A 14,056-nucleotide genomic window follows, 5' to 3' on the forward strand; every position below is an offset into this window, starting at 1 on the left:
CGTACCTCCTCCCGCTCAACGCGGCTGCGCGTCGCGCTGCAGGTCGTCGGGAAAGTGTTTCATCACGCTCTGCACGGGGAAGGGTGTCATGCCACCCATGGCGCAAAGCGAGCCATCCACCATGGTCTCGCACAGGTCGGCGAGCAGCGCGAGGTTGGCCTCGCGGCGCTCGCCGGCGCGGATGCGGTCGATCACCTCGACGCCGCGCACCGATCCGATGCGGCAGGGGGTGCACTTGCCGCATGATTCCACCGTGCAGAACTCCATGGCGAAGCGCGCCTGCTCGGCCATGTCCACCGTGTCATCGAACATCACCACGCCGCCGTGACCGAGCACCGCGCCGACCTCGGCGAAGGCCTCGTAGTCGAGCGGCAGGTCCCACTGGCTCTCGGGCAGATAGGCGCCCAGCGGGCCGCCCACCTGCACCGCGCGCAGCGGCCGTCCGGTAAAAGTACCGCCGCCGAACTCCTCCATCAGCTGGCGCAGGGTGGTGCCGAACGCCAGCTCCACCAGCCCGCCGCGCTGGACGTTACCGGCCAGCTGCAACGCCAGGGTGCCCCGCGAACGGCCCATGCCGTAGTCGGCGTAGGCCTGTCCGCCGTCGCCGAGAATGAAGGGCACCGCCGCCAGCGACAGCACGTTGTTGACCACGGTGGGCTGGCCGAACAGGCCTTCGATGGCCGGCAGCGGCGGCTTGAAGCGCACCATGCCGCGCTTGCCTTCGAGACTCTCGAGCAGCGAGGTCTCCTCGCCGCAGATGTAGGCGCCGGCACCCAGGCGCACCTCGAGGTGAAACGCCTGGCCGCTGCCGAGGATGTCGCCACCGAGATAGCCGGCGGCCTCGGCGCGGGCGATGGCCTCGTTGAAGATCTCCTGGGCCAGCGGATACTCCGAACGCAGGTAGACGTAGCCCTGGGTGGCGCCCACGGCGAGGCCGGCAATGGCCATGCCCTCGATCAGCAGATAGGGGTCGCACTCCATCACTAGGCGGTCGGCGAAGGTACCGGAGTCGCCCTCGTCGGCGTTGCAGACGATGTATTTCTGCGCGGCGGGGGCATCGAGCACGGTCTGCCACTTGATGCCGGTGGGAAACGCCGCCCCGCCGCGGCCGCGCAGGCCGGAAGCCTTGACCTCGTCGATGATGGCCTGGGAATCAAGGCCGAGGGCCCGGCGCAGGCCGCGGAAGCCGTCGTGGGCGCAGTAGTCCTCCAGCGACAGCGGGTCGGTGACGCCGATGCGCGAAAAGGTCAGGCGCTGCTGGGCCTGCAGATAGGGAATCTCCTCGGTCGGCCCCTGGCACAGGGGTGACGTGGCACTGCCCTCGAGCAGGCCGGCGTCGAGCAGGCCGGCCACGTCCTCGGGCGCCACCGGGCCGTAGGCGATGCGCCCGGCCGGCGTCTCGACCTCCACCAGCGGCTCCAGCCAGAACAGCCCACGCGAGCCGTTGCGCACCAGCTCGACCTCGACGCCACGCGCCTCGGCCTCGGCCTCGATGCGCTCGGCGACCTCATCGGCGCCCAGCGCCAGCGCCGTGGTTTCGCGGGGGACAAAGAGTCTCGTGGTCATCAGCTCACCTTCAGCACTTGGGTGGTCAGCTCGTCGACCAGCCGATCGAAACGCTCGGGGGTGACCCGGGCGAGGATGCGGTCATCAACGCGCAGCGACGGGCCGCAGGCGCAGTTGCCCAGGCAGTAGACCGGCTCCAGGGTGATCTCGCGGTCGGCGGTGGTCTGGTGGTAGTCGATGCCGAGGGTTTCCCGCGCATGGCTCTCCAGCGCACGGGCGCCCCGCGCCTGGCATGCCTCGGCACGGCAGATCTGCACCACGTGCCGCCCCGGAGGGCTGGTGCGGAAGTGGTGATAGAAGCTGATCACACCGTGCACCTCGGCACGGGTGAGCTGCAGCGATTCGGCAATGAGCGGCACCGCCTCGCGGGGAATATGGCCGAAGCGATCCTGGATCGCGTGCAGGATGGGTAGCAGGGCCCCGGGCTCGTGCTTCAGGGCGTCGATCTCGTCCTGAACCAGTTGGGGGGTCCATGGTGGGAAAGGGCTGTTGTACATGGCCTGGCCTCGAAGCGAACGTGCGGCGCGGCACCCGCGCGCGACGTTCGGCGCTGCTGATTATGGTCTAGTTATGTACTACAGTGCATATATGAATTAGCATGCCTGTCGTCGCGATTGCTCGTGCCTTCTGGTACGTACCTGTGAAAGTAGCAGCACCGTCTCCGTTTCGAAATATGAAAAACACAGCATATGAAGCGCATTCGTATCGAGCCCGCCTGGTCCTTCACCGACGAGGCGGGTAACCGCCTGGATCCACAGCTTTTCGGGCTGCTGCAGGGCATCCATCGCAGCGGCAAGCTGACCGCGGCCGCCGCCGAGGCCGGCATCTCCTACCGCCACGCATGGAACCTGCTCAACAAGTGGGCGGAGTTCTTCGGCGTCGCCCTGGTGGAAATGCACAAGGGCCGCGGCGCGCGGCTCACGCCGCTCGGCGACAAGCTGCTGTGGGCCCGTCAGCGGGTGGCTGCCCGGCTGGGCCCGCAGCTCGAGAGCCTCGGCTCGGAGCTCAATCTCGAGCTGCAACAGCTGTTCGAGGGCGTCGAGCCGGTGCTGCGCGTTCACGCCAGCCACGGCTACGCGGTGGCGCTGCTGCCGCGGTTCGCCAGTGACTTCCAGCTCGACCTGCAGTACTGCAGCCCCGCGGAGGCGCTGGCCGCACTCAACCGTGGCGCCTGCGACGTGGCCGGCTACCACATGCCGACCTCGGCCACCCGCGGCCCGCTGATGCAGGGCTATCGCCGCCAGCTGCGGCCGCGCAGCCACTGCATCATCCGCTTCATCACCCGCCGCCAGGGGCTCATGCTGAGGCCGGGCAACCCCAAGGGCATCGTCGGCCTGGCCGACCTGACCCGCGGCGACGTGCGCTTCATCAATCGCCAGAAGGCGTCGGGCACCCGGGCGCTGCTCGACATCCTGCTGCGCGACGCCGGGCTCGCCTCGCAACGCATCCTCGGTTTCGAGCTCGAGGAGTACACCCATTCTGCGGTGGCCGCCTACATCGCCGCCGGCATGGCCGACGTCGGCTTCGGCGTCGAGGCCGCCGCGCATCAGTTCGGCCTGGCTTTCCTGCCCCTGGCCGACGAGCACTACCTGCTGGTGTGCCAGCGCCGGAGTCTCGCCGACCCCAGCGTCAGGCGCCTGCTGGAGATGATCCGTGGCGAATCGTTCCGGCAGGCCGTCAGCGAGCTGCCGGGCTATACGCCGGACCGCTGCGGCGAGGTGTGCAGCGTCGACGAGCTGTTCGACGAGACCCAGCGCTCCTGAGCCTCGCCGGGTCCGGCCTCAGTAATCGACCACCACGTCGCCTCGCGGCTTGCTGCAGCAGGAGAGGATGTAGCCCTCTTCGATGTCCTCGTCGGTGATGCCGCCGTTGTGCTCCATGTCCACTTCACCGGACTTGAGTCCCACCCGGCAGGTGCCGCAGATGCCCATGCCGCAGGCCTTGGGAATGTGCAGGCCCAGCTTGGCGGCAGCGGAGTGCACCGTCTCTCCCGGCTGAATGCGCACGCTCTTGCCCGAGCCGACGAACTCGACGCTGAGCATGTCGGCGTAGTCGATCTCCTCGGCCTCGGCCTCGGCTTGCTCGGCCAGCTCCAGCACCTCCTCGCGCACATCCAGCGGCGTGGCACCGAAGGATTCCTCGTGGTAATGGCTCATGTCGAAGCCGTTATCCCTCAGGATGCGCTTGACCGCGTTCATGTAGGGCGTGGGACCGCAGCAGAAGATCTCGCGCTCGAGGAAATCGGGCACCATCAGCTCGAGCATTGGTTGGGTCAAATACCCGCGATAGCCGGCCCAGGCCTCGCCGATGTCGTCCTTTTTCTCGCAGACGATATGCAACTTGAACTCGGGGATCCGCGAGAACATGTGCACCAGCTCACGATGGTAGATGACATCGCGCGGGGCACGTGCACTGTGGATGAACTCGACGTCGACGTTGGCGTTGGTGTCGAAGAACCAGCGTGTCATCGACATCAGCGGCGTGATACCCACGCCGCCGGAGAGGAACAGCACCTTGTCGGCAGGAAAATCGATCGAATTGAAATTGCCCACCGGGCCATGCACCGCCAGTTCGTCGCCGATCTTCAGGTTATCGTGTAGCCAGTTCGACACCTTGCCCCCGGGCACCCGCTTGACGGTGATCGAGAAGCTGTAGGGAATCGATGGCGAACTGGAGATCGTATAGGAGCGCATGATCGGCTCGCCGTCGATCTCCAGTTCCAGGGTCACGAACTGCCCCGGCTTGAAGAAGAACAGCACCGGCTGCTCGGCCATGAAGCAGAAAGTGCGGACGTCCCAAGTTTCCTGGATGACCTTGACGCAACGCACCAAATGGCGGCCGTTGGTCCAGGTCTGGGTCGTGACGGGGTTGAGAAAGTTCATGGTCATGTCGCGTCGCCTGGCATTGATCAGCGTGGAAGGCTCCGACTGCGGAACACCGCCTGCCGTTGAACGAATTTTGCGCCAGGCGGCAAGGCCACGACTTGCCTGACTACGACACGGGCATGCCCATGAGTCCCACTCGGTGTCTCTTTTCCTTCCACGCGCGTCGCGCCTGCATTCATGCTTGTCGCCGGCAGACAACTGGGCGCCCCGCGGCTGATCCACACTCGCCGTATTCGCAACCCGGCCCCAAGACAATCACAACGCCGACTTTCCGACGACACCAACAATCCGACCGATGCCGCCGACGCGGCCAGCAATGAGGAAGCTTGCATGGACACACCCTCCCCGACACCCCTCGACGACCCCTTGGATCCCGCGCGCCAGGCTACCGCCAGGATGCTGGCCGAGCGCGCGCGCAACGTCTCGCTGCCCCAGCCCTTCTACAACGATGCCCGGCTGTTCGCCCTGGACATGCAGGAGATCTTCGGCAAGGAGTGGCTGTTCGCCGGCATGACCTGCGAGATCCCCGCCAAGGGCAACTACATGACCCTGCAGGTCGGCGACAACCCGGTGATCCTGGTGCGCGGCGACGGCGGCGCCATCCATGCCTTTCACAACGTCTGCCGCCACCGCGGCTCGCGGCTGTGCGTCAGCGACAAGGGCAAGGTCGCCAAGCTGGTCTGCCCCTACCACCAGTGGACCTATGAGCTCGACGGCCGCCTGCTGTTCGCCGGCAGCGACATGGGCGAGAACTTCGACCTTTCCGCCTATGGCCTGAAGCCGGTCCACGTTCGCACCGGCGGCGGCTTCATCTTCATCAGCCTGGCCGAGCAGCCGCCCGCCATCGACGACTTCCTGGTCACCCTGGAGCACTACCTCGAGCCTTACGACATGACCAACGTCAAGGTCGCCGTGGAGTCGAGCATCGTCGAGCAGGCCAACTGGAAGCTGGTGATCGAGAACAACCGCGAGTGCTACCACTGCAACGGCGCCCACCCGGAGCTGCTCAACTCGCTGCAGGAGTTCGACGACACCGACGACCCCCGCGCCACGCCCGCCTACAAGGCGCTGGTGGCGAAGAAGCAGTCCGACTGGGACGAGCAGCAGATACCCTGGCAGCTCAAGCGCTTCGGCAAGCGCAACCGGCTGACCCGCACACCGCTGCTGGATGGCGTGGTCTCGATGACCATGGACGGCAAGCCGGCCTGCCGCAAGCTGATGGGCCGCCTGACCAGCCCCGACATGGGCTCGCTGCGCATCCTGCACCTGCCCAACTCCTGGAATCACTTCATGGGCGACCACGCCATCGTGTTCCGCGTGCTGCCGCTGGGCCCGCAGGAGACCCTGGTGACCACCAAGTGGCTGGTGCACAAGGATGCGGTGGAGGGCGTCGACTACCAGCCCGAGGAGATGCGTCGGGTGTGGGACGCCACCAACGCCCAGGACAAGCGCCTGGCCGAGGAGAACCAGCGCGGCATCAACTCCAAGGCGTACGAGCCGGGCCCCTACTCCGAGACCTACGAGTTCGGCGTGATCGACTTCATCGACTGGTACAGCGAGCGGATGCAGGAGAACCTGGGTCACAGCGCGCCCCACCTGCAGCTGGTGAGAGGCTAGACGCCCCCTCTCCTCGGGACGAAAGAGATCGCCCCCGGCCTTGGCCGGGGGCGATTCGTTTCCCTCGGGTTCGTTCGGACGTCATGGCGCTGGTTCTGGCCGGCGACCCTAGTCGACGGCCGGCCGCAGATGCTTCACCAGCGCCTCACGCACCTCGGGCAGCATGACGCCGGCCTGGGCCTCCAGTTCGGTGACCAGCGCCGCCAGGCCAGGCACTTCCGCCTCGGCCTGCCGCTGAGCGGCAAGCCGGGCGCAGGTATCAGGGTCGGCGTCGGCAGGCAGCTCGATGCCCAGCGCCACCAGGCGCTGACGAAAATCCTCCGCATCGATCAAGTCGGCGAACATCATTTCTCTCACCTCATCGCTGCCATTGCCGTCGTCTGTTCCCTAGATTACCCGCAAGCGCGTCAGGCGGCCACGCTGCCATGGGGTCGATATCCCGAAATGGCTGGCGGCGCCGCCTTTCGGCGCTCGCCGTCGACCGGTTCAGTGCATTCCTCAGGCGGCCACGCTGCCATGGGGGTCGATGACGAATTTCTTCGCTGCCCCGCCATCGAAGTCGGCATAGCCCTGCGGCGCCTGATCCAGCGAAATCATCTGTACGTTGACCGCATCGGCGATCTTGACCTTGCCGAACAGGATCGCCTGCATCAGCGGGCGGTGGTACTTCATCACCGGACACTGCCCAGTATGGAAGGAGTGGGACTTGGCCCAGCCCAGGCCGAAGCGCATGCTCAGCGCTCCCTGCTTGGCGGCATCGTCGACGGCGCCGGGATCTTCGGTCACGTAAAGGCCCGGAATGCCGATCTGGCCGCCGGCGCGGGTCAGCTGCATCGCCGAGTTGAGTACGGTCGCCGGCGCTTCCTTGCCGTGGTTGCAGCCGCAGGCATGGGCCTCGAAACCGACGCAGTCGACGAAGGCGTCGACTTCACGCTCGCCGAGGATCGCCTCGATCTTGTCGGCCATGTCGCCGTCCTGGGTCAGGTCGATGGTTTCGCAGCCGAAGCTGCGGGCCTGGGCCAGGCGCTCCTCGATCATGTCGCCGACGATCACGCAGGCCGCTCCCAGCAGTTGGGCGGACACCGCCGCTGCCAGGCCCACCGGACCGGCGCCGGCGATGTAGACGGTGCTGCCCGGCCCGACACCGGCCGTCACGCAGCCGTGGAAGCCGGTGGGGAAGATGTCGGAGAGCAGGGTCAGGTCGCGGATCTTCTCCATCGCCTGATCGGCGTCGGGGAACTTCAGCAGGTTGAAGTCGGCGTAGGGCACCATGACGTATTCCGTCTGGCCGCCGACCCAGCCGCCCATGTCGACGTAGCCGTAAGCGGCACCGGGGCGAGCCGGGTTGACATTGAGACAGATGCCGGTTCGACCTTCCTTGCAGTTGCGGCAGCGCCCGCAGGCAATGTTGAAGGGCACCGAGACCAGGTCACCCGGCTTGATGAACTCGACGTCGCGCCCGCACTCGATCACCAGGCCGGTGATCTCGTGGCCCAGCACCAGGCCGGACGGCGCGGTGGTGCGCCCGCGCACCATGTGCTGGTCGCTGCCGCAGATATTGGTGGTGACCACCTTCAGGATCACGCCGTGGTCGCATTTGCGATTGCCGAGGGCGAGCTCCGGGTAGGGGATGGCTTCGACGTCGACCTTACCCGGGCCCTTGTAGACGACGCCGCGGTTGGCTTGGCTCATGGCTGGCTCCTTACGTTGTTATGCGGCTGACCGGGCCAGGGCCCGACGCCGAGGGGATGGCGAGACGCCACCGAGCCAGCCTACGCCACACCCTGCACGCCACGTATTCGCACAGGCGACGCCGCCATGCGTGATATCGCCATGCCAGGGGCCCCTCGAGACAACCGTAGGTCGCTTTCACGACACTGCCCACGCCCCAGGCGCCCAACAATGGCAGACCGGGTGCGCCCTGCATCCGGCACCAAGCGCAACACGAAAAACAATCATCGAGGAATCCCCATGAAGCATGACGATGCGCCACTCCTCAAACCTGGGCAGGACAATGCGCAGGTACTGGGGATGGACTTCCATCATCCCGTGTTCCCGCTCTCGGCCCTGGCCATCCTGGGCTTCATCCTCTACGCACTCATCTATCCCGACGCCGCCAACGCCCATCTCACCGCGGCCCGCGGCTGGTCGATCGAATACTTCGACTGGCTGTTCATGATCGCCGGCAACCTGTTCGTGCTGCTGTGCGTGGCGCTGATTGCCTTGCCGGTGGGGCGCATCCGCCTGGGCGGCAGCCAGGCCCGGCCGGAGTACTCGACCACCTCCTGGTTCGCCATGCTGTTCGCCGCGGGCATGGGCATCGGCCTGATGTTCTGGAGCGTGGCCGAGCCGGTGGCCTACTACACCGACTGGTACGGCACCCCGCTCAACGCCGCGGCGCACACCCCGGGCGGGGCCAGCGCGGCGATCGGCGCCACCATGTTCCACTGGGGCCTGCACCCTTGGGCGATCTACGGCGTGGTGGGTCTGTCGCTGGCGTTCTTCGCCTACAACCGCGGGCTGCCGCTGACCCTGCGCTCGGCCTTCACGCCGATCCTCGGTGAGCGGGTACGCGGCTGGTTCGGCCACGTCATCGACATCGTCGCGGTGCTGGCGACGATCTTCGGCCTGGCCACCTCGCTGGGCTTCGGCGCCTCCCAGGCGGCGGGCGGCCTCAACTACCTGTTCGACGTGCCCAACACCATCGGCACCCAGCTGGCGATCATCGTGGTGGTCACCGCCGTGGCGCTGTTCTCGGTGTGGCGCGGCATCGACGGCGGCGTGAAGCTGTTCTCCAACATCAACATGGTGATCGCCCTGGGGCTGCTCGCCTTCGTGCTGGTGACCGGCGGCGTGCTGCTGTTCGTCAACAACCTGTGGCACACCGCCCTGGCCTACGCCAACCACATCGTGCCGCTCTCCAACTGGATCGGTCGCGACGACACCACCTGGTACCACGGCTGGACGGTGTTCTACTGGGCCTGGTGGATCTCCTGGTCGCCCTTCGTCGGCATGTTCATCGCGCGGGTCTCCCGCGGGCGCACGGTGCGTGAATTCCTGACCGCCGTGCTGGTGGTGCCGACCCTGGTCACCCTGGTGTGGATGAGCGTCTTCGGCGGCACCGCCCTGGACCAGTCGGCCGCCGGCGTCGGCGCCCTGGCCGACGGCATCAGCGACGTCTCGCTGGCGATGTTCCAGATGCTCGAGCACCTGCCGTTGACCACCCTGACCTCCAGCCTGGCGATCCTGCTGGTGCTGATCTTCTTCATCACCTCGTCGGACTCCGGCTCGCTGGTGATCGACAACATCACCGCCGGCGGCAAGACCGACGCGCCCCGCGGCCAGCGCGTGTTCTGGGCGGTGCTGGAGGGCGTGATCGCCGGCATCCTGCTCTACGGCGGCGGCAGCACCGCGCTGGGCGCACTACAGGCCGGCGCCGTGGCCACCGGCCTGCCCTTCACCCTGGTGCTGCTGGGCATGGCGTTCTGCCTGGTCAAGGGGCTGCGCGAGGAGCAGCGCGGGCTGGTGGGCGCCAGGCTGGCCTGATACCGAGCCCTGCTTCCAGGAACCCGTCCCAACGCATAGACCCCGGCCAAGGCTGGGGTCTTCTTTTGCCTGCTGCGTGCGGCATCATGCTCACGCGCGTGCCGATTGTCCCAGGGTCGTGAATGCTCTCGCTCAGGCCGCGAGCGATGAGAGGCTGGCCGCCACGGAACCGAGCTACCTACGTTCGCACTGGCCGGGTAGGTTGGCCAGATGCAAAGACCCCGGCCATGGCCGGGGTCGTCGCGTTGGGTTGGGCACTCCAGGCAGAGCTATCGGAGGACGCCCTCCTCCTTGAGCAGCTTGTAGATCGCCTCGGCGCCCTGCTCCGGGGTCACGTCGGTCAACACCTGGCCACCGGCACCTTCGGCCTTGGCCGCGGCGGCCTTGAAGCGGTCCCGGGCCGAGGCCGCCTTGACGATCTTGAGGCGCTTGGGCCGCTTGCGGGCCGGCGTCACGTTCCATTCCGGCAGGGCCTCGTCCCACGTCACCGCCGCGGTTTCGGTCTCGACCTCCCCGCGCCGGGCCGGGCCGAAGGCGCTCTGGCGCGCCGCCGACGCGGCAGCGTCGACGGTGACGATGGCCGGCAGCCGCACCTGCAGCCGACGGCGCTGGCCACGGGGCAGAGCCTGGAGCAGCGTCGCCACGCCACCTTCGACCTTCTCCACCGCCGCCAGGCCGCTGACCAGCGGCCAGCCCAGCCGCTCGGCCAGCAGGTAGGGCAGCATACCGGATCCCTCTCCCCGCTCGGCGCGCTCGCCGGCGATCACCAGCTGCGGCCGTGCGTCATTCAGCCTGGCGGCCAGGGCGGGAACCACGTCGGCGCCCGGCGGCTGCTCGACCAGGGTCATGGCGGGAAAGCCCATGCCCAGATAGCCGCGCAGGGCACTCTCGCTCTCCTCGTCGAGCGTTCCGGCGTGCAGCAAGGTGATGCCTGCCTTGTCGAGCGACAGGGCCAGTTCCACGCCACGGGCATCCTGGTCGGCGCGTCGGGCGCGACCGGTCACGGGGTGGCGACCAACCGATACCAGCACGGCCACCTCGAGTGCCGCGTCTCGCGTGTTCTCTTCTCGATTGACCTCAGGCCGCATCACGCTTCTCCTCACGTTGCCGCTGCACCATCTCGACCAGCGCCGCGAGTATGCTCGCCGAGTCGCCAATCACCGCCAGGTCGGCGCGCTTGATCATGTCGCATCCCGGATCGAGATTGATGGCCACCACCTTCTCGCAGCTCTGGATGCCCTGCAGGTGCTGGATGGCACCGCTGATGCCCACCGCCACGTAGACCCGCGCGGTGACCCAGGTGCCGGTGGCGCCTACCTGGCGGTCGCGCGGCATGAAGCCGTCGTCCACCGCCACGCGCGAGGCGCCCTCGGTCGCCCCCAGCACCTTGGCGGCCTGATGGAAACCCTCCCACTCCTTGACTCCGTTGCCGGCGGAGAGGATGAACTCGGCCTCGGCCAGGGCCACGCCGGCCGGATCGACGGCCACCTGGCCCAGATCCTCGATGCGCCCCAACAGCGGAGGCAGCGGCTGCGCCAAGGCCAGCGGACGGGCCGCATGGCGGGTCTCGGATACGGGCTCGGCGCACTCGGCCAGCGCCAGCACGACGCGCGGCAGGGCGCGCTGGATGTCGCTGGTGCCGGCGGCCCCTCGCGCGGTACAGCGCCAGCCCAGGGCGCTGGCGCCGTCCTGCTCGAGCTGCCAGACACCGGTGGCGGGCCGCTCCCGCAGGCGAGCCGCCAGGCGCCGCCCCAGTTCGGCGCCGCCCAGCTTGGAGTCGGGCAACAGCCAGTGACGCGGGGCCAGCTCGTCCTCGACGGCAGCGAGCGCGGCGAGGCGCGCCTCCGGTGCATAGCCATCGAATGCGGCATCATCGAAGGCGAGCAGGCGGTCGATGCCGGCGTCGCCAAGCGTATCCTCCTTGTGGCCGCCGAAGATCACGGCCAGCACGGCACCGGGCCGCTCGCCGTCGGCGTCGGCCAGCTGCCGGGCCAGGCCCAGCAGGTCGCGGTCGTGGCTCGAGAGGCGCCCGCCGGGCATGTCCGGCACCACCGCGACTACGAAGGCCGGCTCCTCGATGATGACCTGCCGGCGATCGTCGGAGGCGGCCTTGTGACCGGCGCCGGCCGCGCGTCCCGAGGCAGCCGCCTGCTGGACACCGCTGCGGTCGATGCGCTTGAGCCCGTTGGGGCCGATGAAGCCCACCGCATGGGGATTCCGGCGGATCACCCCGTTGGGGCCCATCCACTCGGTCGCTGCGGTGCCTTCGCCAAGCTCCGCCAGCACGCTCAGGTGGTCGGGATGCAGGCGATTGCGGGCGATCCACTCCTTGCGCGGATCGCGGCGGATGATCTCGCTCATGGTGTCACCTCCTTCACCACCGGACGAGTCTCGGCGACAGGCTGCGAGGTACGGGTGCTATCGTGGCCGGAGTGAGCGGGGCGCTCCATCAGGGCGTCGGCCACCAGCTCGGCGATGTCGCGCACCTCGGCGCTGGCATCGACCACCCCTTCGAGCATGGCGGTGCACTGCGGGCAGCCCACCGCCACCAGCTCGGCGCCGGTCTCCTTGACGTCATTCATGCGCATGTCGGGAATCCGCTGCTTGCCGGGGATGTCGGTGATCGGCGCACCGCCGCCGCCGCCGCAACAGCGCGAACGGAACCCCGAACGCTGCATCTCGGCCACCTCGATGCCCAACGCCTTGAGCACGTTGCGCGGTGCCTCGTACTCACCGTTGTAGCGGCCGAGATAGCAGGGGTCGTGATAGGTGACCGAGCCCCCCTTCCAGGGCGCGAAGTGCAGCCGGCCCGCCTCGAACAGTTCGGCCAGGTAGGTGCTGTGGTGGCGCACCTCATACACGCCGCCCAGCTCGCCGTACTCGTTCTTCAGCACATGGAAGCTGTGCGGGTCGCAGGTGACGATGCGCCGGAAGCGATACTGTGACAGGGTCGCGATATTGCGCTTGGCCAGCGACTGGAAGGTCGCCTCGTCGCCCAGGCGGCGCGCCACGTCGCCGCTGTCGCGCTCCTCGTTGCCGAGCACGGCGAAGTCGACCTCGGCCGCGCGCAGCACCTTCACCAAGGCTCTCAGGGTGCGCTGGTTGCGCATGTCGAAGACCCCGTCGCCCAGCCACAGCAACACCTCGGCCTCCCCCACGTCGCGCATCAGCGGCAGGTTGAGGTCCGCCGCCCAGTGCATGCGCGAGCCGGGGTCGAAGCCACCGGGGTTGTCGGTGGCGATCAGATTGTCGAGCACCTCGGCTCCCTTGCCCGGCGTATTGCCATGCTCCAGGGTCAGGAAGCGGCGCATGTCGACGATGGCATCGACGTGCTCGATCATCATCGGGCACTCCTCGACGCAGGCACGACAGGTGGTGCACGACCACAGCGTCTCGGCATCGACCAGGGCAGTGCCCTGGCGAGCCACGATGGGGCCGTGGGGGGTCCCGACGTGCTCTCCCACCGGCTTGCCCGGGTAGGGCGAACCGGCATAGTGGGCATCGCTGCCGCCGGCCATGCCGACGACCATGTCCTGGATCAGCTTCTTGGGGTTGAGCGGTTGGCCGGCGGCGAACGCCGGGCATACCGCCTCGCAGCGACCGCACTGGACGCAGGCATCGAAGCCGAGCAGTTGGTTCCAGGTGAAGTCGCTGGGCGTCTCGACGCCGAGCGGCGCCCAGGGGTCGTCCAGCTTCAGTGCCTTGAGCCCGGTGGAGCGGTTGCCCTCACCGAAGCGTTCGGGGCGGCGATGGAAGGCCAGATGCAGGGCGCCGGCGAAGGCGTGCTTCATCGGCCCGCCCCAGGTCATGCCGAAGAACATCTCGCCCAGGCCCCACACCAGCACCGCGGCCAGCGCCAGGGCGAGGATCCCGCTGCCCGTTCCTTCGGGAAGGACCCCTAGCGTCGGCAGGGTGAGCAGGAACACGCTCAGCGAGAACGCCATCAGGCTCTTCGGCAGGCGCATCCATGGCCCCTTGGAGAGCCGCGCCGGCGGGTTGCGCCGTCGTTTGGCGACGAACAGGCTGCCGGCGAACATGGCGGCGCTGGCCAGCAGCAGCAGCCCGCCGAGGATGGGGTTGGCCAGCCCCAGGCCATGCACCAGGATCATCAGCACGGCCGCCGCGACGAAGCCGCCGGCGGTGGCCACATGGGTATGGGACATCACCTTGTCGCGCGCCACCACGTGGTGCAGGTCCACCAGGTAGCGCCGCGGCATGGCGGCGAGCCCGCGCAGCAGGTCGACCCGGGCGGGCCGCCCCTGGCGCCACAGGCGAATGCGCCGCACGGCGCCGATCACGGCCAGCGCCAGGGCGGAGAAGATCAGTATCGGCAGGAGGGTGTCGAGCATGGTGCTCACCTCGTCTCATAAGCCGTTGGCTTTGGCGTTGTCGTTGTCGTTGGCTTCGGGGCTGTACCGGCGACAACAGAGGCCGGCACCGTG

At 68.0% G+C, this 14,056-nt stretch carries 11 protein-coding genes; 3 read left to right on the forward strand and 8 right to left on the reverse strand.

The window, feature by feature from the left end; translation table 11 throughout:
• Positions 1-15 precede the first annotated feature (15 nt).
• Positions 16-1,566: a formate dehydrogenase beta subunit gene (locus HNO51_RS20350; protein ID WP_209538175.1), complete on the reverse strand. Its 1,551-nt coding sequence runs from the start codon at positions 1,564-1,566 to the stop codon at positions 16-18.
• The gene (locus HNO51_RS20355) at positions 1,566-2,063 is read right to left on the reverse strand and encodes a formate dehydrogenase subunit gamma (RefSeq protein ID WP_197448943.1); all 498 of its coding nucleotides are present in this window, start codon (positions 2,061-2,063) and stop codon (positions 1,566-1,568) included. The genes HNO51_RS20350 and HNO51_RS20355 overlap by 1 nt, the downstream gene beginning before the upstream one ends.
• A 192-nt stretch (positions 2,064-2,255) precedes the next feature.
• Between HNO51_RS20355 and HNO51_RS20360 the strand changes: the two genes are divergently transcribed.
• A complete protein-coding gene (locus HNO51_RS20360) occupies positions 2,256-3,329 on the forward strand; it encodes a substrate-binding domain-containing protein (RefSeq protein WP_209538176.1) in 1,074 nt (357 codons plus the stop codon).
• Between the two features lie 18 nt (positions 3,330-3,347).
• On the opposite strand, the gene HNO51_RS20365 is transcribed toward HNO51_RS20360, so the two are convergent.
• Positions 3,348-4,454 (reverse strand): FAD-binding oxidoreductase, encoded by a 1,107-nt coding sequence (locus HNO51_RS20365; protein WP_197448945.1) that lies wholly within the window; start codon positions 4,452-4,454, stop codon positions 3,348-3,350.
• 327 nt (positions 4,455-4,781) lie between these two features.
• Between HNO51_RS20365 and HNO51_RS20370 the strand changes: the two genes are divergently transcribed.
• A complete protein-coding gene (locus tag HNO51_RS20370) occupies positions 4,782-6,068 on the forward strand; it encodes an aromatic ring-hydroxylating oxygenase subunit alpha (RefSeq protein ID WP_197448946.1) in 1,287 nt (428 codons plus the stop codon).
• A gap of 108 nt (positions 6,069-6,176) precedes the next feature.
• Here HNO51_RS20370 and HNO51_RS20375 read toward each other — a convergent pair whose 3' ends face one another.
• Both HNO51_RS20375 and fdhA read right to left on the reverse strand, forming a co-directional pair.
• Positions 6,177-6,416, reverse strand: a complete 240-nt coding sequence (locus HNO51_RS20375) for a hypothetical protein (protein ID WP_197448947.1) — start codon at positions 6,414-6,416, stop codon at positions 6,177-6,179.
• A 150-nt stretch (positions 6,417-6,566) separates the two neighbouring features.
• On the reverse strand, positions 6,567-7,760 hold the full coding sequence (gene fdhA, locus HNO51_RS20380; protein ID WP_197448948.1) for a formaldehyde dehydrogenase, glutathione-independent: 1,194 nt from the start codon (positions 7,758-7,760) through the stop codon (positions 6,567-6,569).
• A 279-nt stretch (positions 7,761-8,039) separates the two neighbouring features.
• Here fdhA and HNO51_RS20385 point away from each other — a divergent pair, with 279 nt between their 5' ends.
• Complete coding sequence (locus HNO51_RS20385) at positions 8,040-9,614, forward strand: BCCT family transporter (RefSeq protein WP_197448949.1); 1,575 nt, start codon at positions 8,040-8,042, stop codon at positions 9,612-9,614.
• A gap of 269 nt (positions 9,615-9,883) precedes the next feature.
• On the opposite strand, the gene etfB is transcribed toward HNO51_RS20385, so the two are convergent.
• The 3 genes from etfB to HNO51_RS20400 are packed head-to-tail and all read right to left on the reverse strand — an operon-like array spanning position 9,884 to position 13,963.
• Entirely contained in the window at positions 9,884-10,702 is an 819-nt protein-coding gene (etfB, locus tag HNO51_RS20390) for an electron transfer flavoprotein subunit beta (protein ID WP_197448950.1), read from the reverse strand.
• Entirely contained in the window at positions 10,692-11,975 is a 1,284-nt protein-coding gene (gene etfA, locus HNO51_RS20395; RefSeq protein ID WP_209538177.1) for an electron transfer flavoprotein subunit alpha, read from the reverse strand. The genes etfB and etfA overlap by 11 nt, the downstream gene beginning before the upstream one ends.
• Positions 11,972-13,963: a (Fe-S)-binding protein gene (locus HNO51_RS20400; protein WP_209538178.1), complete on the reverse strand. Its 1,992-nt coding sequence runs from the start codon at positions 13,961-13,963 to the stop codon at positions 11,972-11,974. Before HNO51_RS20400 ends, etfA begins: the two co-directional genes overlap by 4 nt.
• Positions 13,964-14,056 lie beyond the last annotated feature (93 nt).

Origin of the sequence: Billgrantia sulfidoxydans (genome assembly GCF_017868775.1) — a bacterium.
Classification (GTDB): domain Bacteria; phylum Pseudomonadota; class Gammaproteobacteria; order Pseudomonadales; family Halomonadaceae; genus Halomonas; species Halomonas sulfidoxydans.

Excerpts from the sequence above, each read along its gene's own strand:
- HNO51_RS20350 (WP_209538175.1), bottom strand. The coding sequence starts at position 1,566 with ATGACCACGAGACTCTTTGTCCCCCGCGAAACCACGGCGCTGGCGCTG.
- HNO51_RS20355 (WP_197448943.1), bottom strand. The coding sequence starts at position 2,063 with ATGTACAACAGCCCTTTCCCACCATGGACCCCCCAACTGGTTCAGGAC.
- HNO51_RS20360 (WP_209538176.1), top strand. The coding sequence starts at position 2,256 with ATGAAGCGCATTCGTATCGAGCCCGCCTGGTCCTTCACCGACGAGGCG.
- HNO51_RS20365 (WP_197448945.1), bottom strand. The coding sequence starts at position 4,454 with ATGACCATGAACTTTCTCAACCCCGTCACGACCCAGACCTGGACCAAC.
- HNO51_RS20370 (WP_197448946.1), top strand. The coding sequence starts at position 4,782 with ATGGACACACCCTCCCCGACACCCCTCGACGACCCCTTGGATCCCGCG.
- HNO51_RS20375 (WP_197448947.1), bottom strand. The coding sequence starts at position 6,416 with ATGATGTTCGCCGACTTGATCGATGCGGAGGATTTTCGTCAGCGCCTG.
- fdhA (WP_197448948.1), bottom strand. The coding sequence starts at position 7,760 with ATGAGCCAAGCCAACCGCGGCGTCGTCTACAAGGGCCCGGGTAAGGTC.
- HNO51_RS20385 (WP_197448949.1), top strand. The coding sequence starts at position 8,040 with ATGAAGCATGACGATGCGCCACTCCTCAAACCTGGGCAGGACAATGCG.
- etfB (WP_197448950.1), bottom strand. The coding sequence starts at position 10,702 with ATGCGGCCTGAGGTCAATCGAGAAGAGAACACGCGAGACGCGGCACTC.
- etfA (WP_209538177.1), bottom strand. The coding sequence starts at position 11,975 with ATGAGCGAGATCATCCGCCGCGATCCGCGCAAGGAGTGGATCGCCCGC.
- HNO51_RS20400 (WP_209538178.1), bottom strand. The coding sequence starts at position 13,963 with ATGCTCGACACCCTCCTGCCGATACTGATCTTCTCCGCCCTGGCGCTG.